Origin of the sequence: Paenibacillus sp. RC334 (assembly GCF_030034735.1) — a bacterium.
GTDB classification, from domain to species: Bacteria; Bacillota; Bacilli; order Paenibacillales; family Paenibacillaceae; genus Paenibacillus; species Paenibacillus terrae_A.
Genome location: NZ_CP125370.1, coordinates 1 through 20,514 on the forward strand (window position 1 = coordinate 1; position 20,514 = coordinate 20,514).

15 protein-coding genes, 1 tRNA gene and 3 rRNA genes are annotated in these 20,514 nt (G+C 47.7%); 15 read left to right on the forward strand and 4 right to left on the reverse strand.

Going from position 1 to position 20,514, the window contains the following annotated elements:
• Positions 1 to 178: 178 nt before the first annotated feature.
• The 13 genes from QMK20_RS00005 (at position 179) to QMK20_RS00065 (ending at position 14,102) form a co-directional block, all read left to right on the forward strand.
• A 16S ribosomal RNA gene (locus QMK20_RS00005) occupies positions 179 to 1,736 on the forward strand.
• Positions 1,737 to 2,099: 363 nt separating this feature from the next.
• A 23S ribosomal RNA gene (locus QMK20_RS00010) occupies positions 2,100 to 5,026 on the forward strand.
• A gap of 154 nt (positions 5,027 to 5,180) precedes the next feature.
• A 5S ribosomal RNA gene (gene rrf, locus QMK20_RS00015) occupies positions 5,181 to 5,297 on the forward strand.
• Together the 16S, 23S and 5S rRNA genes form the textbook arrangement of a ribosomal RNA operon.
• A gap of 347 nt (positions 5,298 to 5,644) precedes the next feature.
• Positions 5,645 to 7,102 (forward strand): IMP dehydrogenase, encoded by a 1,458-nt coding sequence (guaB, locus tag QMK20_RS00020; RefSeq protein ID WP_283654087.1) that lies wholly within the window; start codon positions 5,645 to 5,647, stop codon positions 7,100 to 7,102.
• A gap of 319 nt (positions 7,103 to 7,421) precedes the next feature.
• Positions 7,422 to 8,810, forward strand: coding sequence for a D-alanyl-D-alanine carboxypeptidase family protein (locus QMK20_RS00025; protein ID WP_283654088.1), 1,389 nt, complete (start codon positions 7,422 to 7,424; stop codon positions 8,808 to 8,810).
• A 142-nt stretch (positions 8,811 to 8,952) separates the two neighbouring features.
• The gene (gene pdxS / locus QMK20_RS00030) at positions 8,953 to 9,834 is read left to right on the forward strand and encodes a pyridoxal 5'-phosphate synthase lyase subunit PdxS (protein ID WP_014279080.1); all 882 of its coding nucleotides are present in this window, start codon (positions 8,953 to 8,955) and stop codon (positions 9,832 to 9,834) included.
• 16 nt (positions 9,835 to 9,850) lie between these two features.
• Positions 9,851 to 10,417: a pyridoxal 5'-phosphate synthase glutaminase subunit PdxT gene (gene pdxT / locus QMK20_RS00035; protein ID WP_283654089.1), complete on the forward strand. Its 567-nt coding sequence runs from the start codon at positions 9,851 to 9,853 to the stop codon at positions 10,415 to 10,417.
• Positions 10,418 to 10,453: 36 nt separating this feature from the next.
• Complete coding sequence (gene serS / locus QMK20_RS00040; RefSeq protein WP_149096305.1) at positions 10,454 to 11,737, forward strand: serine--tRNA ligase; 1,284 nt, start codon at positions 10,454 to 10,456, stop codon at positions 11,735 to 11,737.
• A gap of 90 nt (positions 11,738 to 11,827) precedes the next feature.
• A tRNA-Ser gene (locus QMK20_RS00045) sits at positions 11,828 to 11,916 on the forward strand.
• Between the two features lie 145 nt (positions 11,917 to 12,061).
• Positions 12,062 to 12,403: a hypothetical protein gene (locus QMK20_RS00050; protein ID WP_283654090.1), complete on the forward strand. Its 342-nt coding sequence runs from the start codon at positions 12,062 to 12,064 to the stop codon at positions 12,401 to 12,403.
• A gap of 27 nt (positions 12,404 to 12,430) precedes the next feature.
• The gene (locus QMK20_RS00055; RefSeq protein WP_283654091.1) at positions 12,431 to 12,601 is read left to right on the forward strand and encodes a hypothetical protein; all 171 of its coding nucleotides are present in this window, start codon (positions 12,431 to 12,433) and stop codon (positions 12,599 to 12,601) included.
• A 71-nt stretch (positions 12,602 to 12,672) separates the two neighbouring features.
• Positions 12,673 to 12,828, forward strand: coding sequence for a small acid-soluble spore protein P (locus tag QMK20_RS00060; RefSeq protein ID WP_137061028.1), 156 nt, complete (start codon positions 12,673 to 12,675; stop codon positions 12,826 to 12,828).
• A gap of 197 nt (positions 12,829 to 13,025) precedes the next feature.
• Positions 13,026 to 14,102 carry a hypothetical protein gene (locus tag QMK20_RS00065; protein WP_283654092.1) on the forward strand — a complete coding sequence of 359 codons (1,077 nt, stop codon included), beginning with the start codon at positions 13,026 to 13,028 and terminating at the stop codon, positions 14,100 to 14,102.
• Between the two features lie 86 nt (positions 14,103 to 14,188).
• Here the strand turns inward: QMK20_RS00065 and QMK20_RS00070 are convergent, their stop codons facing one another.
• Positions 14,189 to 14,788, reverse strand: a complete 600-nt coding sequence (locus QMK20_RS00070) for a GNAT family N-acetyltransferase (RefSeq protein WP_283654093.1) — start codon at positions 14,786 to 14,788, stop codon at positions 14,189 to 14,191.
• Positions 14,789 to 14,879: 91 nt separating this feature from the next.
• Positions 14,880 to 15,380 (reverse strand): tRNA adenosine(34) deaminase TadA, encoded by a 501-nt coding sequence (gene tadA / locus QMK20_RS00075; protein ID WP_283654094.1) that lies wholly within the window; start codon positions 15,378 to 15,380, stop codon positions 14,880 to 14,882.
• Between the two features lie 328 nt (positions 15,381 to 15,708).
• Between tadA and QMK20_RS00080 the strand changes: the two genes are divergently transcribed.
• Together QMK20_RS00080 and rluF are read left to right on the forward strand one after the other, a co-directional pair.
• Complete coding sequence (locus tag QMK20_RS00080; RefSeq protein ID WP_283654095.1) at positions 15,709 to 18,012, forward strand: PAS domain S-box protein; 2,304 nt, start codon at positions 15,709 to 15,711, stop codon at positions 18,010 to 18,012.
• Between the two features lie 24 nt (positions 18,013 to 18,036).
• On the forward strand, positions 18,037 to 18,738 hold the full coding sequence (gene rluF, locus QMK20_RS00085; RefSeq protein ID WP_283654096.1) for a 23S rRNA pseudouridine(2604) synthase RluF: 702 nt from the start codon (positions 18,037 to 18,039) through the stop codon (positions 18,736 to 18,738).
• Between the two features lie 134 nt (positions 18,739 to 18,872).
• Here the strand turns inward: rluF and motB are convergent, their stop codons facing one another.
• Together motB and motA are read right to left on the reverse strand one after the other, a co-directional pair.
• Positions 18,873 to 19,700 carry a flagellar motor protein MotB gene (gene motB, locus QMK20_RS00090; RefSeq protein ID WP_283654097.1) on the reverse strand — a complete coding sequence of 276 codons (828 nt, stop codon included), beginning with the start codon at positions 19,698 to 19,700 and terminating at the stop codon, positions 18,873 to 18,875.
• On the reverse strand, positions 19,693 to 20,487 hold the full coding sequence (gene motA / locus QMK20_RS00095) for a flagellar motor stator protein MotA (protein ID WP_044646838.1): 795 nt from the start codon (positions 20,485 to 20,487) through the stop codon (positions 19,693 to 19,695). Before motA ends, motB begins: the two co-directional genes overlap by 8 nt.
• Between the last annotated feature and the right edge of the window lie 27 nt (positions 20,488 to 20,514).

Genomic DNA, 20,514 nt, shown 5'->3' on the forward strand with positions numbered 1-20,514 from the left:
GTTTGATCTTTGAAAACTGAACAACGAGTGAGTACGGATTTTGCTTGCAAAATCCAACGCTGAGATTTTGGTACATGCCGTCAGGCTGTATAAAATGGAAGCGAACAATGAGATATTTTATCTCGTCAGTTTCAAAATGAGCATATCGCTCTTTCTATAAACCAGCTTTGGTTGGTCTTTAATGGAGAGTTTGATCCTGGCTCAGGACGAACGCTGGCGGCGTGCCTAATACATGCAAGTCGAGCGGGGTTGTTTTAAAAGCTTGCTTTTAAAACAACCTAGCGGCGGACGGGTGAGTAACACGTAGGCAACCTGCCTATCAGACTGGGATAACTACCGGAAACGGTAGCTAATACCGGATACATCCTTTCCCTGCATGGGGAGAGGAGGAAAGACGGAGCAATCTGTCGCTGATGGATGGGCCTGCGGCGCATTAGCTAGTTGGTGGGGTAAAGGCCTACCAAGGCGACGATGCGTAGCCGACCTGAGAGGGTGATCGGCCACACTGGGACTGAGACACGGCCCAGACTCCTACGGGAGGCAGCAGTAGGGAATCTTCCGCAATGGGCGAAAGCCTGACGGAGCAACGCCGCGTGAGTGATGAAGGTTTTCGGATCGTAAAGCTCTGTTGCCAGGGAAGAACGTCTTGTAGAGTAACTGCTACAAGAGTGACGGTACCTGAGAAGAAAGCCCCGGCTAACTACGTGCCAGCAGCCGCGGTAATACGTAGGGGGCAAGCGTTGTCCGGAATTATTGGGCGTAAAGCGCGCGCAGGCGGCTCTTTAAGTCTGGTGTTTAATCCCGAGGCTCAACTTCGGGTCGCACTGGAAACTGGGGAGCTTGAGTGCAGAAGAGGAGAGTGGAATTCCACGTGTAGCGGTGAAATGCGTAGATATGTGGAGGAACACCAGTGGCGAAGGCGACTCTCTGGGCTGTAACTGACGCTGAGGCGCGAAAGCGTGGGGAGCAAACAGGATTAGATACCCTGGTAGTCCACGCCGTAAACGATGAATGCTAGGTGTTAGGGGTTTCGATACCCTTGGTGCCGAAGTTAACACATTAAGCATTCCGCCTGGGGAGTACGGTCGCAAGACTGAAACTCAAAGGAATTGACGGGGACCCGCACAAGCAGTGGAGTATGTGGTTTAATTCGAAGCAACGCGAAGAACCTTACCAGGTCTTGACATCCCTCTGATCGGTCTAGAGATAGATCTTTCCTTCGGGACAGAGGAGACAGGTGGTGCATGGTTGTCGTCAGCTCGTGTCGTGAGATGTTGGGTTAAGTCCCGCAACGAGCGCAACCCTTATGCTTAGTTGCCAGCAGGTCAAGCTGGGCACTCTAAGCAGACTGCCGGTGACAAACCGGAGGAAGGTGGGGATGACGTCAAATCATCATGCCCCTTATGACCTGGGCTACACACGTACTACAATGGCCGGTACAACGGGAAGCGAAAGAGCGATCTGGAGCGAATCCTAGAAAAGCCGGTCTCAGTTCGGATTGCAGGCTGCAACTCGCCTGCATGAAGTCGGAATTGCTAGTAATCGCGGATCAGCATGCCGCGGTGAATACGTTCCCGGGTCTTGTACACACCGCCCGTCACACCACGAGAGTTTACAACACCCGAAGTCGGTGGGGTAACCCGCAAGGGAGCCAGCCGCCGAAGGTGGGGTAGATGATTGGGGTGAAGTCGTAACAAGGTAGCCGTATCGGAAGGTGCGGCTGGATCACCTCCTTTCTATGGAGAATCGTTTCCTGCAACGGAAACATTCAAATATGAAGCGTAAGCTTCAAAACTCAGGTTTAGGCCTGTTACTCACTCGTTGCTCAGTTTTGAGAGCTCAAACTCTCAATATACTGCATGAATATCATCCACTCGGTTGAGTTGGACCGATATTCACACAGGCTACAGTTTCGATGAAACTGTATTGCACCTTGAAAACTGGATACCGAAACGAAATTGCGTTTTAGAATATTCCTTTACTCTGATCTTGTGTAAACAAGTGAAATAAAGGTAGCAGGTAAGGAAAGATATTTTGCCTTTGGTAAACATCATTCTTTATCGAACATCGATATTTTCTTTCTTTGAAAGAAAAATCTAGGTTAAGCTACAAAGAGCACACGGAGGATGCCTAGGCGCCAGGAGCCGACGAAGGACGTGGCGAACAACGATAAAGCCTCGGGGAGCTGTAAGCAAGCTTTGATCCGGGGATGTCCGAATGGGGAAACCCGGCTGTCTTCATCGACAGTCACTTTCTGCTGAATACATAGGCAGAACAGAGGCATACCAGGGGAACTGAAACATCTAAGTACCCTGAGGAAGAGAAAACAATAGTGATTCCGTCAGTAGCGGCGAGCGAACGCGGATTAGCCCAAACCAAGGAGCTTGCTCCTTGGGGTTGTGGGACGTCTCACATGGAGTTACAAAGGAACCGGTTAGATGAAGAGGTCTGGAAAGACCCGCCAGAGAAGGTAAAAGCCCTGTAGTTCAAAACCCGTTCCCTCCGAGACGGATCCCGAGTAGTGCGGGGCACGTGAAACCCCGTATGAATCCGGCAGGACCATCTGCCAAGGCTAAATACTCCCTGGCGACCGATAGTGAAGCAGTACCGTGAGGAAAGGTGAAAAGCACCCCGGAAGGGGAGTGAAATAGATCCTGAAACCGTGTGCTTACAAGAAGTCAGAGCCCTATTGATGGGTGATGGCGTGCCTTTTGTAGAATGAACCGGCGAGTTACGTTCCCGTGCAAGGTTAAGGTGAAGAGCTGAAGCCGCAGCGAAAGCGAGTCTGAATAGGGCGAGTTAGTACGTGGACGTAGACCCGAAACCGGGTGATCTACCCCTGTCCAGGGTGAAGGTGCGGTAACACGCACTGGAGGCCCGAACCCACGCATGTTGAAAAATGCGGGGATGAGGTGGGGGTAGCGGAGAAATTCCAATCGAACCCGGAGATAGCTGGTTCTCCCCGAAATAGCTTTAGGGCTAGCCTCGGAATAAGAGTCGTGGAGGTAGAGCACTGATTGGGTGCGGGGCCCGCAAGGGTTACCAAGCTCAGTCAAACTCCGAATGCCATAGACTTGGTTCCGGGAGTCAGACAGTGAGTGCTAAGATCCATTGTCGAAAGGGAAACAGCCCAGACCATCAGCTAAGGTCCCCAAGTGTGTGTTAAGTGGGAAAGGATGTGGAGTTGCACAGACAACCAGGATGTTGGCTTAGAAGCAGCCACCATTGAAAGAGTGCGTAATAGCTCACTGGTCGAGTGACTCTGCGCCGAAAATGTAACGGGGCTAAACACGCCACCGAAGCTATGGCTTGATATTTAGGTATCAGGGGTAGGGGAGCGTTGAATGCGGGTTGAAGGTGTACCGTAAGGAGCGCTGGACTGCATTCAAGTGAGAATGCCGGTATGAGTAACGAAAAGATCTGTGAGAATCAGATCCGCCGAAAGCCTAAGGGTTCCTGAGGAAGGTTCGTCCGCTCAGGGTAAGTCGGGACCTAAGGCGAGGCCGATAGGCGTAGTCGAAGGACAACAGGTCGAAATTCCTGTACCACCGTAATCCGTTATGAGCGATGGGGTGACGCAGTAGGGTAGTGACGCGGACTGATGGATGTCCGTCTAAGCAGTGAGGCTGGTGTGTAGGCAAATCCGCACATCGTAAGGCTGGGCTGTGATGGGGAGCGAAAATTACAGTAGCGAAGGTCATGATCTCAGACTGCCAAGAAAAGCCTCTAGCCAGGAGAAGGTGCCCGTACCGCAAACCGACACAGGTAGGCGAGAAGAGAATTCTAAGGCGCGCGGAAGAACTCTCGTTAAGGAACTCGGCAAAATGACCCCGTAACTTCGGGAGAAGGGGTGCCTCGGTAGGGTGAATAGCCCGAGGGGGCCGCAGTGAAAAGGCCCAAGCGACTGTTTAGCAAAAACACAGGTCTGTGCGAAGCCGCAAGGCGAAGTATACGGGCTGACGCCTGCCCGGTGCTGGAAGGTTAAGGGGAGTGGTAAGTCCTTTGGGGCGAAGCTATGAACCGAAGCCCCAGTAAACGGCGGCCGTAACTATAACGGTCCTAAGGTAGCGAAATTCCTTGTCAGGTAAATTCTGACCCGCACGAATGGCGTAACGACTTGGGCGCTGTCTCAACGAGAGATCCGGTGAAATTTTAATACCTGTGAAGATGCAGGTTACCCGCGACAAGACGGAAAGACCCCATGGAGCTTTACTGCAGCTTGATATTGAATTTGGGTACGATCTGTACAGGATAGGTGGGAGCCTAAGAGACTTGAGCGCCAGCTTGAGAGGAGGCATCCTTGGGATACCACCCTGATCGTATCTAGGTTCTAACTTGGTACCGTGATCCGGTACGAGGACAGTGTCAGGTGGGCAGTTTGACTGGGGCGGTCGCCTCCTAAAGAGTAACGGAGGCGCCCCAAGGTTCCCTCAGAATGGTTGGAAATCATTCGAAGAGTGCAAAGGCAGAAGGGAGCTTGACTGCGAGACCTACAAGTCGAGCAGGGACGAAAGTCGGGCTTAGTGATCCGGTGGTACCGCATGGAAGGGCCATCGCTCAACGGATAAAAGCTACCCTGGGGATAACAGGCTTATCTCCCCCAAGAGTCCACATCGACGGGGAGGTTTGGCACCTCGATGTCGGCTCATCGCATCCTGGGGCTGAAGTAGGTCCCAAGGGTTGGGCTGTTCGCCCATTAAAGCGGTACGCGAGCTGGGTTCAGAACGTCGTGAGACAGTTCGGTCCCTATCTGTCGTGGGCGTAGGAAATTTGAGAGGAGCTGTCCTTAGTACGAGAGGACCGGGATGGACGTACCGCTGGTGTACCAGTTGTTCCGCCAGGAGCACCGCTGGGTAGCTATGTACGGAAGGGATAAGCGCTGAAAGCATCTAAGCGTGAAGCCCCCCTCAAGATGAGATTTCCCAAATAGTAAGACCCCTTGAAGACGACGAGGTAGATAGGTTGGGGGTGGAAGTGCAGTAATGCATGGAGCTGACCAATACTAATCGGTCGAGGGCTTATCCTAAGTATAAGACGCAATGGAGTTTCGGATCCAGTTTTCAGGGTGTAACACCTTGAAGGTATGTAGAAGATACATACGATAAGCGCATGGCTATTCATTTACACGATTAGTGATGAACTGAATATCCATACGGAAGAATTTGTTTTACAAATTCATGTTTGGTGGCGATAGCGGAGGGGTTCCACACGTACCCATCCCGAACACGACCGTTAAGCCCTCCAGCGCCGATGGTACTTGGACCGCAGGGTCCTGGGAGAGTAGGACGTCGCCAAGCAAAAGAAAGAAGGACCATGATCTCCTTGAGATTGTGGTTCTTTTTTTGTATATTACGTTCTAGAACCTTATATGTAATCTCTAATCTGCTATTTTCCAAGCGGGTTATTTTTTATAAAAGGGTCGACTTCATTTCTGGAAACGCTTAATTATAAAGGATGTCCTCCCTGCGAGTACACTTGTTTGTACAGGGGAATACTAAAAGTTATGGCTGCTGAGGAAGGCTTGACACCCCTATACCGCTTTGCTAAGATTGCAATAATATATTTTCAGAGAGCCTTGATTTGTCCATGTCGGACAGACAACAAGACCAATACAGACTAAACAATTTGAAGGAGGATCATTTTGGTGTGGGAAGATAAATTCGGTAAGGAAGGCCTTACCTTTGACGATGTTTTGCTGGTACCTCGCAAGTCGGTGGTTCTGCCGAAAGAAGTAAGTGTAGCGACCCGTTTGAGTGATAACGTAAAGCTGAATATTCCTTTGATGAGTGCTGGTATGGATACTGTTACTGAGGCAGTTTTGGCAATTGCTATGGCTCGTGAAGGCGGTATCGGTATTATTCATAAGAATATGTCGATCGAACAGCAAGCAGTAGAGGTAGATAGAGTAAAACGTTCAGAGAGCGGTGTTATCACCAATCCATTTTCATTGACTCCAGATCACTTGGTATCCGATGCTGAAGCTGTTATGGGTAAATATCGTATTTCTGGCGTACCTGTTGTAAACGAGGAAAATAAGCTGGTGGGTATTATTACGAACCGCGATCTTCGTTTTATTCACGATTTTAATCTTAAAATTAGTGAAGTTATGACGAAGGAAAATCTGGTAACTGCACCTGTAGGTACGACCTTGCAGGAAGCTGAAGGCATTTTGCAAAAGCATAAAATTGAAAAGCTTCCTTTGGTCGATGATGAAAATTACCTCAAAGGGCTTATCACTATTAAAGATATTGAGAAGGCTATTCAATTTCCAAACGCAGCGAAAGATGCACAAGGGCGTCTTCTGGTCGGTGCGGCTGTAGGTATTTCCAAAGATACGTTTGATCGGACTGAAGCACTCGTAAATGCAGGTGTGGATCTGATTGTTGTGGATTCTGCTCACGGTCATCATATTAACATTATTGAAGCGGTTCGCAAATTGCGTGATGCTTATCCTGATCTGACAATTGTAGCAGGTAATGTGGCTACTGGTGACGGAACGCGTGAACTGATTGAAGCGGGGGCTTCGGTTGTAAAAGTCGGCATTGGTCCAGGCTCTATCTGTACAACGCGCGTGATCGCCGGAATCGGTGTTCCGCAAGTAACAGCTATTTATGATTGTGCGACAGTAGCACGGGAATATAATATTCCGATTATTGCAGACGGTGGCATTAAATATTCCGGTGAAATTACGAAGGCCATTGCGGCGGGAGCTTCTGCGGTAATGCTGGGTAGTCTTTTTGCTGGTACGGAAGAAAGTCCAGGCGAATCCGAGATTTATCAAGGACGTCGTTTTAAAGTATATCGTGGTATGGGTTCCATGGCTGCGATGAAGCAAGGAAGTAAGGATCGTTATTTCCAAGATGATGATAAGAAATTGGTACCGGAAGGCATTGAAGGACGTGTCGCTTATAAAGGGCCACTTTCCGATACAGTTCATCAGCTGTTGGGCGGTCTTCGTTCCGGTATGGGATATTGCGGTACTGCTAATATCGAGGAGCTTCGTAATGATACGAGCTTTATCCGTATTACGGGTGCAGGCCTACGTGAAAGCCATCCGCATGATGTGCAAATTACGAAAGAAGCACCAAACTATTCATTATAAAGTTCGACTGTAGCAGACTTGACGACAGGCAGGGCGTATTTCGCTCTGCCTGTCTTTTTTTAGAGATACCCCTGTGATAGAATAGACAAGTGTCTGCCTTTTACAAATGGGTTGATGAAGTAAGGACACCTTAGGACATAAGGCTTACTTAGTACCTGCTCATTCCAGGATAAGAGCAGAGAATGTTGATCATTGGCTCCAACTGACGAAACAAAGCGGAAATTCAATACATTAATTACATTGGCCTAGTAGAGGCTTTATCCACCGTTTCGTTATATATAGCGGATCGGGTTGAGGTACGAGAGGAGTTTGTATTCATTTGAAAGCGAACAATCATAAACAAAATAAGAAACGCAGCATGATGAAAAAGAGCGTAACAGCAGTCATGGTGCTTAATATGATGTACATGTCAGCATTGCCGGTTGTGGGCAATCTTGATCCGTCTGTAGCTACGTTTGCCGCCGGAGCGACAACAGAGGCGGTCAATATTACGGGGACAGGCTCTGTTAAGCCACCTAGTCTGGCGCTGCGCTCGGCTATCTTGATTGAGCCTTCCACAGGGCAGGTATTGCTGTCTATGAACCCGGATGAGCCGCTCCCACCAGCAAGTATGACCAAAATGATGACAGAGTACCTCGTAGCGGAGCAGGTCAAGCAAGGGAAACTCAAATGGACGGATAAGGTTACGGTTCAAGAGAATGCTGCCAAGAGCATCGGATCACGTATTTTTCTAGCTCAGGGTGATCAACATACGGTAGAAGAGCTGTATATTGCCATGGCGGTAGGCTCTGCTAATGATGCAACGGTAGCTCTTGCCGAGCGTGTGTCTGGAACCGAGCAGGACTTTGTAAAATTGATGAATGAAACAGCTCAGAAAATGGGCATGAAAAATACGTATTTCATCAACTCTACAGGCTTAGACCGTGGCGATATGCCTAAAGGGTTTCAACCGGATACCGATCGTGAAACCGTAATGACAGCGAGAGATGCGGCTACACTGGCTGGTAACATTATTAAGGATCACCCAGACTATACACGGTTTACGACAATTCAATCGTACAAGTTCCGCCCGACGGACAAGGCGCCGATTATTAACTACAACTGGATGTTAGAAGCAAACAAGAATATAACCAATTTTAAAAAGTTTGCTTATCCTGGTCTGGATGGAATGAAAACAGGTCATACGGCTAATGCAGGCAACTGCTTTACTGGAACAGCTGAACGCAACGGAATGCGTCTCATTAGTGTAGTTATGGGGGCTGACTCCGATGCGCACCGTTTTACAGAGACTGCTAAAGTATTGAACTATGGTTTTGATAATTTTGAAGTGAAGCAGGTTGTGGCTCCAAAGACGGTAGTTAAGGGTGCCGAAAATGTGCCTGTCTCCAAAGGCACAGAAACTGAAGTACCTGTTGTGACCAAAGATGCGGTAAGCTTTGTCGTACCTAAGGGTGCGGGCAATCCTAAAGTGACGTTTACAACCAATATTACACCGGAAAGCTCGCTCGTAGCGCCTTTGAAGCAAGGGGCAAAAGTCGGAACGATTAGCTATACGTACAAAACGGATGGTGTGGAAAAAGGTCAGGTGAAAACCGTTGACCTGGTAACTACGACGGCTGTAGAAGAGGCTGGCTGGTTCCGTATGCTTTTCCGGGCAATTGGTAACTTCTTCGGTGATTTGTTCCAGGGCATTAAAAACCTGTTCTAATCGTCTGATTACCAGACCGATAGAGCTGAGGATTCTTGCTCTGCCTTACGTATTTTGCTGATTGAAATGATTGTGTATTTGGCGTCTGTGCGGTAAAATATTAAGTTAGAATCTAAACGTAACCCTTACAGGAGGAAACGACATGGAAACGGGAACTTCACGTGTAAAAAGAGGTATGGCAGAGATGCAAAAAGGCGGCGTAATCATGGATGTCATGAACGCTGAACAGGCTAAAATTGCAGAGGCGGCAGGAGCTACAGCGGTAATGGCTCTTGAACGGGTGCCTTCAGATATCCGTGCAGCTGGCGGGGTTGCCCGTATGGCTGACCCAACGATTGTGGAAGAGGTCATGAAGGTGGTCTCTATTCCCGTTATGGCTAAGGCTCGTATCGGCCATTTTGTGGAGGCGAAGGTGCTGGAATCTCTGGGTGTTGACTATCTCGACGAGAGCGAAGTGCTGACGCCTGCGGATGAAGTTTTCCATATCGATAAGCGGGAGTTTACCGTTCCATTCGTTTGCGGAGCCAAGGATCTGGGAGAAGCACTGCGTCGCATCGGCGAAGGGGCGTCCATGATTCGTACAAAGGGTGAGCCTGGAACCGGAAATATTGTCGAAGCTGTTCGTCATATGCGTTTTATTAATGGCCAAATTCGCAAGGTGCAAAACCTGTCGAAGGACGAGCTGTATGCAGAAGCGAAAAACCTTGGCGTTGCTTACGAATTGTTGCTGGAAGTGCATGAGCACGGCAAGCTGCCAGTGGTCAACTTTGCTGCGGGCGGTGTAGCAACACCTGCCGATGCGGCATTGATGATGCATTTGGGCGCTGATGGTGTCTTCGTCGGTTCTGGTATCTTCAAATCCGATAGCCCTGAGAAATTTGCACGTGCCATCGTGGAAGCGACTACTCATTATACGGACTACAAGCTGATTGCAGAAGTGTCCAAGAATCTAGGCGCTCCAATGAAGGGCATTGAAATTTCCAAGCTGGCACCGCATGAACGCATGCAGGATCGTGGTTGGTAAGAAGGAAGGGACAGGCATGAAAATAGGAGTTCTGTCGCTGCAAGGCGCTGTGGCTGAGCATATACGAAGCGTTGAACGTGCGGGTGCAGAAGGTGTGGCGGTGAAAAAGATCGAGCAGCTCGATGAGCTGTCCGGTCTTATCATTCCCGGCGGTGAAAGTACGACGATAGGCAAGCTGATGCGCAAGTATGACTTTATTGATGCTATACGCCAGTTTTCCGATCAAGGCAAGCCTATCTTCGGCACCTGTGCGGGGTTGATCGTGCTGGCCAAAACGGTTCAAGGACAGGAAGAAGCGCATCTGGGGCTGATGGATATTACGGTGTCACGTAATGCTTTTGGTCGCCAGCGGGAAAGCTTTGAAACAGACTTGGACATTAAAGGGATTGAGGAACCAGTTCGTGCTGTGTTTATACGCGCGCCATTAATACAGTCTGTTGGAACGGGAGTAGAAGTGCTGTCTGAGTATAACGGCGAGATCGTGGCGGCCCGTCAGGGTCATTTGCTGGCTTCATCCTTCCATCCGGAATTAACGGACGATTACCGATTGCATCAGTATTTTGTGGATATGGTCCGCGAATAGCGGAAAGTCAGGTTTGTAGTGTAGGAGGGGTTACCTGTGTTAGATATAAAGATTTTACGTAATGAGCTTGGTCGGGTTGAAAAAGCTTTGCAAAATAGGGGCAAATCTCTGGATCTGATAAATGGCTTTACGGATTTGGATGTGCGTCGTCGTGAGTTGCTTCAGGAAAGTGAAGCGCTCAAAAATCGCCGAAATGTCGTATCCGGTGAAGTAGCCAAGTTGAAGAAGAATAAAGAAAATGCGGATGATCTTATTGCTGAGATGCGTCAGGTTTCCGACCGTATTAAAGAATTGGATGAGCAAGTGCGCGAGCTGGAGGTCCAGATCGACGAACTGGTAATGTCCATTCCGAATATCCCCAATGAGTCGGTGCCTGTAGGTGCTTCGGAGGAGGATAATGTAGAGATTCGTCGCTGGTCGGAGCCACGCGAGTTTTCTTTTACGCCAAAAGCACATTGGGAGCTGGCACAGGAGCTGGATATTCTCGATTTTGAGGCGGCAGCAAAGGTGACGGGTTCCCGTTTTACGTTCTACAAAGGACTGGGGGCACGTCTGGAGCGTGCGCTGATTAACTTTATGATGGATCTGCATAGCAGTGAGCATGGTTATGAGGAAATGCTGCCTCCTTACATTGTGAATCGGGATAGCCTGTATGGCACGGGACAGCTTCCGAAGTTTGAAGAGGATTTGTTCAAGCTGCGCGATACCGAGTATTATCTCATTCCTACGGCTGAAGTTCCGGTAACGAACTATCACCGCGAAGAGATTATGAACGCGGATCAGCTTCCAAAAAATTATGTAGCATACAGCTCTTGCTTCCGCTCTGAGGCAGGATCGGCAGGAAGGGATACACGTGGCTTGATCCGCCAGCATCAGTTCAATAAGGTAGAGATGCTTAAGCTGGTTCACCCGGACACCTCCTATGAGGAACTGGAGAAAATGACGAACAATGCAGAGCGTGTTTTGCAACTGCTTGGACTTCCATATCGTGTGCTGGCACTGTGCACTGGGGATATGGGCTTCACGTCTGCCAAAACGTATGATCTGGAAGTGTGGCTGCCTGAAAGCGGCATGTACCGTGAGATTTCTTCTTGTTCCAATACAGAGGACTTCCAGGCGCGTCGTGCTAACATCCGGTTTCGGCCGGAGCCGAAAGCAAAGCCTGAATTTGTACATACACTGAACGGTTCAGGATTGGCTGTAGGACGCACAGTGGCTGCTATTTTGGAGAATTATCAGCAGGAGGACGGAAGCGTTGTAATCCCGGAAGTGCTGCGTTCATACATGCGAGGCGCAGAAGTTATTGCTCCCAAACAGTAAGCATTGCATTCGTTTAAAGTCTGTGGTAAAATAATTTTGTTGCGCCTGAGTTTATTTTAAATGGGAAGCAAATTTATCCAATTACCACCTGGAGAGGTACCGAAGCGGTCATAACGGGGCGGTCTTGAAAACCGTTAGAGTGCAAGCTCACATGGGTTCGAATCCCATCCTCTCCGCCATTATTATAAATGAGCCAAGCCATTCGAATACGATAGCTGATTCATTAGCCTTTATGTGCTGATGATTAGAGATCGTAAAGAATGGCTTTTTTGTTGTATAAAAAGCCTGTTTTTTTCACACGTTATCAGATGTGGAGGTGCTGGCATGAATCGAGAAATGACAGTAGATCAGCAAAAGCTGGTAGAAGCCTGGCAGGAACAACTGCCGAGCCTTTTGAATTCAGGGGATAAATCACAGGTACAAGCAGATGAAGCAGACAACCGGACTATACGAATCCATATTGAGGTAGAGGGCCGACAAATGTACTCCTTTGATTTTGCATGTACTTATGTAGATTCTCGGGAAGTGCAGGTTAGCTTGGTCGATGTAGAACGGGACGGACAGTCTGTGGATGAACGAACAGATATCATTCAGCAACTGGTGTCCGATTACACTCGACATATTCACCAGTGTGCTCAGACGTTACAGTCATTGACGCATTCGTAGTCATGAAGGAATGAGGGGGGAAGCTACATGAAAAAAGCCAAAAACGGACTGGATAAAAACCTGTCTAACATTGTGGATGATTTGGAGCAGCGTCCGGTTAACAGTCATCAGGCACAGCAAGTGCAGCAGGATCGTAATGACCGCCGTCATCAGGATGCACTTAACCATGATAAAACAGAAGACCTGCACCATCAATAGTCCTACTTTAAATGGTAATAAACGGATTTACTGAAGTATTTAAATATAGTCTGAGAACGGAGGATGCATAAATGAGCAAGCCTAAAGCCATTCCTGTTCCCGAGGCACAGGATGCCGGTGAAGGAAACGAAAAGCGTGAGCGCAATCATCAACAGGAGCCACTATCTGGTTCCAAAAAGGTGAAGCAGCGGAATCACGTAGACCATCACAACAGAGAAGGATCATAAGCAGTTAGACTTTTTGCCTAAAAATATAGTGAAGTACAGGACACCCTGGTTAAAGAACCAGGGTGTCTTTGTGCTTATTGTAAGAAAATTTTCCAATAAGTGTTTCATTGAATGTGAGTATGCGGTAAAATAGGGGGTGTGTATTTTTTTGTTAGTATTATAAAAGGGGTTAATTACGAGAGGAGAGAATCTACACAATGAGTAAAAAGTTATCCGTTTTGGTACTCACTATGGTGTTGCTTTTGACGGTAGCCCTGGTAGGCTGTAGCAAGAAGTTAGAACCGAAGGAAGCTGTTACGAACGGTACGGCTAATGCAATGAAACTGACTTCTTATGAATCCAAAAGTCAATTTACGGTTAAAGATCTGACGATCACATCTGCTTCTGTTCCAAGCGAGCAAAGTGCAATGGTAACCAGTATGCTGAAAAATGCAGACATTACGCTGGATGGTGTATATCAAAAAGAACCTTTACAATCTGAAATGACGCTGGGCATTCATTTGAAAGGTGACCTTTCCACCAGCTTCACGATTCCAATGGTTATGACCAAGGATAAATTGTACGTTAAAATTCCGAACGTTCCATTTTACCCGCTTCCACAGGACGTTATAGGCAAATTCCTGATCATTGATCCGCAGGAACTGGCTAAACAGTCTGGACAAGAATTTAACCCTGCATCAATGGATCAGGAAAAATCGCAGAAATTTGCGAATGAAGTCATTGCTGCTATTCTGGGTGAGTATGATCAAGCAACGTACTTCTTTGATATTGATCCTAAGGATGCTAAATTGCCACAAGGCATTAAAGCTAAACAAGTGGTTCAGTTTAAAATAACGAACGACAATGTGAAGCAAGCGACGAATACATTTATCACTAAGGCGCTTCCTAAAGTCCTTGATGTGATGTCTAAAGATGAGTATGCTGGTATGCTGCAAGTGAAAAAAGAAGAGTTGGCTGAAGCGAAGAAAGAACTGCAATCCAACACCAGCGAAGTTAGCAAAAAGCTGGATGAGTTAAAAAACTATTTGACTGTGAAACAGTTTGACATTAACACAGCCTTGAACAAGGATGATATTCCTGTGTATCAAGACCTGAATGCGAATGTAGAAATGAATGATCCGACCACAAAAGATAACGTAAAATTGTCTGTGACTGGCTACACGCAATACAGCAAAATCAATGAAAAAGCAACATTTAAAGTGGGTATTCCAACAGGGGACCAAGTCCTGACGATCGAACAATTTCAACAAAAAATGCAAACTGTTGCTCCTTAAGTAAAGGAATGACGTGATTGTAAAGGCATTATCCATATGATGCGATGTGAAAAAAACCGCTTGGCTTAGAGCCGGGCGGTTTTTTGTCATATATGGCTCTGAGCAGATGGTGTAGCGGTCCAGGTCTGCCACACGTTATCCTCGGCTAAAAGTCCGAACATTCGATGATCCTGCCATGTCCCTTGAATTTGTACCAGCTTGCGAGCAATACCTTCAGGCTGAAAGCCGCACTTTTGCAGTACACGCTGTGAGCGCTCGTTATGCAGTAGGGTACCGGCCTGAAGACGGTGAAGCGATAGGGCGCGGAAGGCAAATTGTATGGCCAGCTTCAAAGCTGCGGTCATATGCCCTTTGCCTTGTTCGTGCTGGTCTACCATGTAGCCGATATCGGCGAATTGTCCCACGCCGCGCACAAGATTAGAAATAGAGATATACCCGATGAGACGCTCGTCCTCCAAGAGAAAGATACCGAACGAATATCCCCGATCCTCCTCTGCTTGACGCAATTTCTGACGGATATATTCCTGCTGTTCTTCCAGCGTGAAAAATGAGTCGCCGTGAAGTGGCTCGTACGGCGCATGAGACTCCCTATTTGTAAGCCTGAGGGCAAGTAAGGCTTCACTATCCGTCAGGCTAAATGGTCGCAACAAGATACCTTGAGGCGTGTTGTACAGGCTCATAGGCATGAGCTGATCTCCTTCCATGGGAAATTAGCAATGAGACGTAAATAACGGCTGACCACTGATTGTGTATAAGTAAGCGATCTAGCTCCCCTCCTCAGGATGAAGACGGTGGAGAAGGTAGCTTGGCAGCGGCTCTTTTTTGCCGGAGCTGACGGAAAAAATCCGTCAGCAGCGAGGCGCATTCCTCTTGAAGAACGCCGCTGATCACCTCAGTGCAATGATTGAATCGAGGCTCCTGTAGGAGATTCATCAGCGTGCCCGCACAGCCTGCTTTCGGATCGGTGGTGCCGTAGATCAAATAGGGAACCCGTGATTGTACAATGGCTCCGGCGCACATGGGACACGGCTCCAGAGTGACATACAGCCTGCAATCCAGCAGGCGCCAGGCCCCCAGATGCTCGCTGGCCTGACGAATAGCGACCATTTCGGCATGTGCTGTCGGGTCAGTGTTCGTCTCACGCAAGTTGTAACCGCGTCCTATGATTTCATTATCTTTTACGATGACAGCTCCGATGGGCACTTCACCCAACGCTTCTGCCTTATACGCTTCTTGAATAGCTTCTTTCATCCAATAAGCGTGATCTATCGTGGTCACTGGTAAAAATGCTCCTTTCAAATGCGAATTATCCAACGAACAAATATTCCGTTGTTAACATGATGTGAATAATTTTGTGGATAACACGACACTTATCCACAGGTTTATCCACAGTTCATAATAAAAGCTGTGTATTTGTGGACGACTTGTGGATGATTATCTTATTATATTGTAGGCAAACGTTCGCATATTGACAACTGTATACAAGCTGTGTGTATTTATGTTTATCCGGGAAATGTAAATGCTGGTATCACAGGCGGTATTACGGTATCATTGAGTTAGCAATTGCCAGTAATCGCCAGCATACGGCAAGAGGTGAGAAATCAGTGTGTCGATAAAAATCAAAATTACGATCATTTTGTCGGGGTCCGTTCTGTTCATCCTTTTGTTAAATATTGCACTCAACTATTACACGACCCACGAAAATTTAAGAAGTGACAGCGAAACGAAAATGGTTCTGACGGCCAAGACTATTGGAGGTGCCATTGAACAAGCTCAACAAAGCTGGGAGGCTGTCGACAAGCAGCTTGGATATAATTTGTGGCTCTTTGCCACGCTGGCTGCCAGCAAGCTAGGTCCTGATATCGATCATATTACGCAGGAACAACTCGAACAGATGACCAAGCGCAGCGGGGATATTGATATTTCCTTGATGGTGCGTGATGGAAAGGGGTATAAGGTCGCCAAATCGTCGAATCCGAAAGAGATCATATCTGGCGATCCGTTGACTAGCTATTGGAAAAATGCAGTTGATCAATTATATGAGCATGGACAGGCTGGATTGGTGCATGGTCAACATCTGGAACATTTTTGGACTGGAGCATTTGACTATACAGGCTCAGATGCCACCCATATTAACAAGTGGGGATTTTATTATGACCAGAAGCGCAACTATATGATCCGAATCTCCTTTCAGGACAGTGAAGTGCAAAATTTTATACCGATTCTCAACCCCGATGAAATCGTAAAGCAAACCCAACAAGTGGATTACCGCATCATGGAGATAACAGGAATTAACCCCACAACCTTCGGTGGCGCTACGATGGACAATCATGGAAACGACCGAAAATATTATTACATGTACAATAAGCCTATCCGATTCGGCACTTATCAACTAGCGAGGGTGCAGGAGGATCGTTTGGCTGTTTCCAAGGCGATTTTCTCCGGGGAGAGTATTGTACAGGACTGCTATATTAAAGGCCAACGGGTCCTCGTCAGTTACATACCATTTTATCCGGCTAACCGTGATGCCTATGTCATTCGAATTGTTATGAATTATGATACGATCTCTTCCGTTATTTATAAGCAATTAATCAGTCTGATTGCCATTTCTATTGTTTTACTAGAGGTTGTGATCATTGGCAGTTATGTGCTGGCAAGCCTGTTTGTCCGTCCAATTCAGTCGATATTGGGAAAGGTGAACGAGATGGCCGACGGCCATTTTGACACACGGCTACAGGTTAAGGGTGGTCATGAACTTGCACAACTAGGTGAGCGCATCAATGCGATGGCCTATAACCTTGGGATGTATACACGGAGACTCGAACAGATGTATGAGGAGAACCGTTCTGTTAAGGAGCATTTAGAGTCTGTTATTAATCAGACCGCTGATGCGATTCATGTGACTGATCAGGAGGAGCGTGTCATCCGGGTCAATCATGCTTTTGAAGCCTTGTACGGCTGGACCAAAAAAGAATTGGTCGGGCGTAAACTCCAGTTCGTACCGCCACAGCAAGAGGAAGAGTACGAATTTCAGAAGGAAAGATTGCTTCAGGGAGAGAGTATGGTGTCTATTGAGTCCATTCGAATGCGTAAGGATGGAAGTACGGTAGAGATTAGTATGAGTACATCGCCCATTCTGGATGAAGAAGGCCAAATTCTGGGATTTATCAGCGTCTCGCGGGATATTACAGGCCGCAACCGGATGGAGGAATTGCTGCGCAGATCGGAGAAGCTGACGACGGTAGGACAACTGGCGGCAGGGGTGGCGCACGAAATTCGTAATCCGCTGACCACGCTGCGCGGGTTTCTCCAGTTACAGCAGCAAAATAAAGCGCTGAATCTGAAGCATAACGATATTATGCTGTCCGAGCTGGATCGTATTAATCTGATCGTTAGCGAATTTTTAATATTGGCGAAGCCGCAGGCTGTACATTTTCAGAAAAAAGATGTGCGCTATATTGTGAGTGATGTTATTTCCTTGCTCGATAGTCAGGCGCATCTGCTGGGCATTGTGTTCAATCTTGAAGTAACGGAAGAGCCTGCCTTCGTATATGCCGAAGAAAATCAGTTAAAGCAGGTATTCATTAATTTGCTTAAAAATAGTATGGAGGCCATGAGCAAGGGTGGTACGATAACGATTCATTTGTTCTTGGAGGGAGAAAGCGTTAAAATCTTCATACGGGACCAAGGGACGGGCATTCCAGCAGAGATGCTGTCCAAGCTGGGGGAACCTTTTTTCACAAACAAAGAAACAGGTACAGGACTCGGACTTATGGTCAGCCAGCGTATTATACAGAGTCATAAAGGCACACTGGATATTGAAAGCATAGAGGGAGAGGGAACGACAGCCCTTGTGCAGCTTCCAACTGCCGAGCCTGAGCAACTGGACGGGCAGCAGAAGGAAGCGTGACAGTAGAAATGGAGGGTACACAGGTTGCGCATTAACAAGTTTATCAGCGAAACCGGTTTTTGCTCACGCCGGGAGGCGGACAAGCTGGTAGAGAGCGGCCGCGTGACGATTAACGGCGAGGTGGCGGTGCTGGGCAGTCAGGCGGAGGAGGGCGACGATGTCCGTGTGAACGGCAAGCCACTCCGCGAGAAGTCTGGTCACGTATATATTGCTTTGAACAAGCCGGTGGGGATTACAAGCACGACAGAGAGCCACATTCAAGGGAATGTTGTCGACTTTGTGGGGCACTCGCAGCGGATTTTTCCAATCGGACGTCTGGATAAAGATTCGGAGGGTCTTATTTTACTTACCAATGACGGAGATATTGTGAATAAGATTTTACGGGCGGAAGGCAAGCATGAGAAGGAATATATCGTAACGGTGGATCGACCCGTCACACCATCTTTTGTGCAGGGGATGTCCACAGGTGTAAAAATACTCGGTCAGCGGACGCTCCCCTGCGAAGTGACGCGTGTATCTGAGTACGTATTCCGCATCATATTGACGGAAGGGAAAAACCGTCAGATCCGGCGCATGTGTGCTGCCTTCAGCTATGAGGTGAAGAAGCTGCAACGTCTGCGGATTATGAATATTCGATTAGGGTCGCTTCAGAGAGGCGCCTGGCGTGACCTGACAGAGACGGAGAAGCAGGAGCTAGGTGAGATGCTGAATTATACACTCAGCTAAACCTGAGGGCTTCTCACGGCTGATAGATGGCAGGGCAATGGATAGGACAAGAGGCAGAGTGGAATATCACAATGAAAAGGCACCAGCTGCATAAAAAATGCGGCGGTGCCTTTGTCTATATAACATATACATAATCAACCTTCATTCGAGCTTGAGGTAGGACTGATAACTTGTGTGCCGTTCTGATATTTACGTAGTACGGAAATTTCGACACGGCGGTTTTTGGAGCGTCCTTGACCATCCTGATTACTTGCTAGTGGACGATACTCACCATAACCGATGGATACAAATTTGGTTGGATCAAGCTGCGGATTGAGTAGCAAAATGCGCAAGAAATTCAGAGATCGTTTGGCACTCAAATCAAAGTTGGACGGAAACTGACTATTGGAAATCGGCACATTATCTGTATGACCTGATACGATAACATCATAGCCAGGAAACTGCTGGAGCATGCTGGAGATGGACTTGGCCAGCTTTCTCGCTTCCGGCTTTACCTCAGCCTGACCCGATGAAAACAAGGCGTTATCACTAATAGTTATCATGAGCTGGGATTGGTTCAGTTTTGTATTGAGCAGTGGAGTCAGGCCATTATTTTCAATATACTGATCCATTTGCTTTTTGAGCTTTTTCAAATCCTCTTCTTCCCGCTGGGCGAGTTGCTTTTGCAGTTCAGCCGTAGAAGTTGCTTTAGACTTTATAGGTTGTGTTACCTGTTCTTTATTTTTGCCCATATCTGCGGATTGTGACGATGGATTGGCGGCAGAGTGATCCAGTATGCCAGTGCCGCCACTAAAAGCCGCACTCATGGATTGAGCCATAGTTTCAAATTTTTTGGCGTCGAGTGCACTCATCCCGAATAAGACGATGAAAAGAGCTAGCAGAAGGGTCATCAAGTCGGAATAGGGCAACAGCCAGCTTTCGTCGGCATGCTCCTCGTGCGGTTCATGTCTTTTTTTACTCACCGGAATCCCCATCCTTCTTGGTCAGGGTAGCCCGTTCGGTTGGAGTCAGGAATATCGTCAGCTTCTGGCTGATCGCAATGGTGGATATACCTGATTGAATTGAGAGCAGGCCTTCGACCATCATCAATTTAAGCTCCACTTCTTTTTTGGATAACCGTTTCAGCTTATTGGACATTGGATGCCACAGGACATAACCTGTAAAAATACCAAGCAACGTCGCAATAAAGGCTGCCGCGATGGCATGAGACAGCTTGGCCATGTCACTAAGATCGGCCAGAGCGGCAATCAGACCTACGACGGCACCGAGTACCCCGAGCGTTGGAGCGTACATACCAGCCTGAGAGAAAATCAGCGCGCCGGAGCGGTGTCGATCCTCGGTAGCGTTAATGTCCTCCATTAGAACATCTCGCACGAATTCCTGATCATTACCATCAATAATCATACGCATACCACCACGCATAAAGGGATCGTCGATCTCCTCTACCTTGGATTCCAGCGCAAGCAGACCTTCGCGACGGGTAATGGATGCCCATTCGGTAAACGTGCCGATGAGCTCTTTACGGTCCAAAAGCTTTTGTTCCGTGAAAATAACCTTGAACAGCTTCGGAATGCGTTTGATTTCTTCCATCGGGAAGGCCATAAAAATACTTGCTGCCGTTCCGACAAAAATAATCATGTAAGCAGCGGGGTTGTTGACCAAGTTGATCACTGGCGCGCCTTTGAGAATCATCCCGACGACCAATGACACAATCCCGAGTACAAGTCCGATAATGGTTGAAATTTGCATGATACACCTCATCCATGAGAATAGATT

What these genes read in the sequence shown, in the direction of transcription:
- pdxS (WP_014279080.1), top strand. Translation starts at nt 8,953, where the DNA reads ATGGAAACGGGAACTTCACGTGTAAAAAGAGGTATGGCAGAGATGCAA.
- pdxT (WP_283654089.1), top strand. Translation starts at nt 9,851, where the DNA reads ATGAAAATAGGAGTTCTGTCGCTGCAAGGCGCTGTGGCTGAGCATATA.
- QMK20_RS00050 (WP_283654090.1), top strand. Translation starts at nt 12,062, where the DNA reads ATGAATCGAGAAATGACAGTAGATCAGCAAAAGCTGGTAGAAGCCTGG.
- QMK20_RS00055 (WP_283654091.1), top strand. Translation starts at nt 12,431, where the DNA reads ATGAAAAAAGCCAAAAACGGACTGGATAAAAACCTGTCTAACATTGTG.
- QMK20_RS00060 (WP_137061028.1), top strand. Translation starts at nt 12,673, where the DNA reads ATGAGCAAGCCTAAAGCCATTCCTGTTCCCGAGGCACAGGATGCCGGT.
- QMK20_RS00065 (WP_283654092.1), top strand. Translation starts at nt 13,026, where the DNA reads ATGAGTAAAAAGTTATCCGTTTTGGTACTCACTATGGTGTTGCTTTTG.
- QMK20_RS00070 (WP_283654093.1), bottom strand. Translation starts at nt 14,788, where the DNA reads ATGCCTATGAGCCTGTACAACACGCCTCAAGGTATCTTGTTGCGACCA.
- motA (WP_044646838.1), bottom strand. Translation starts at nt 20,487, where the DNA reads ATGCAAATTTCAACCATTATCGGACTTGTACTCGGGATTGTGTCATTG.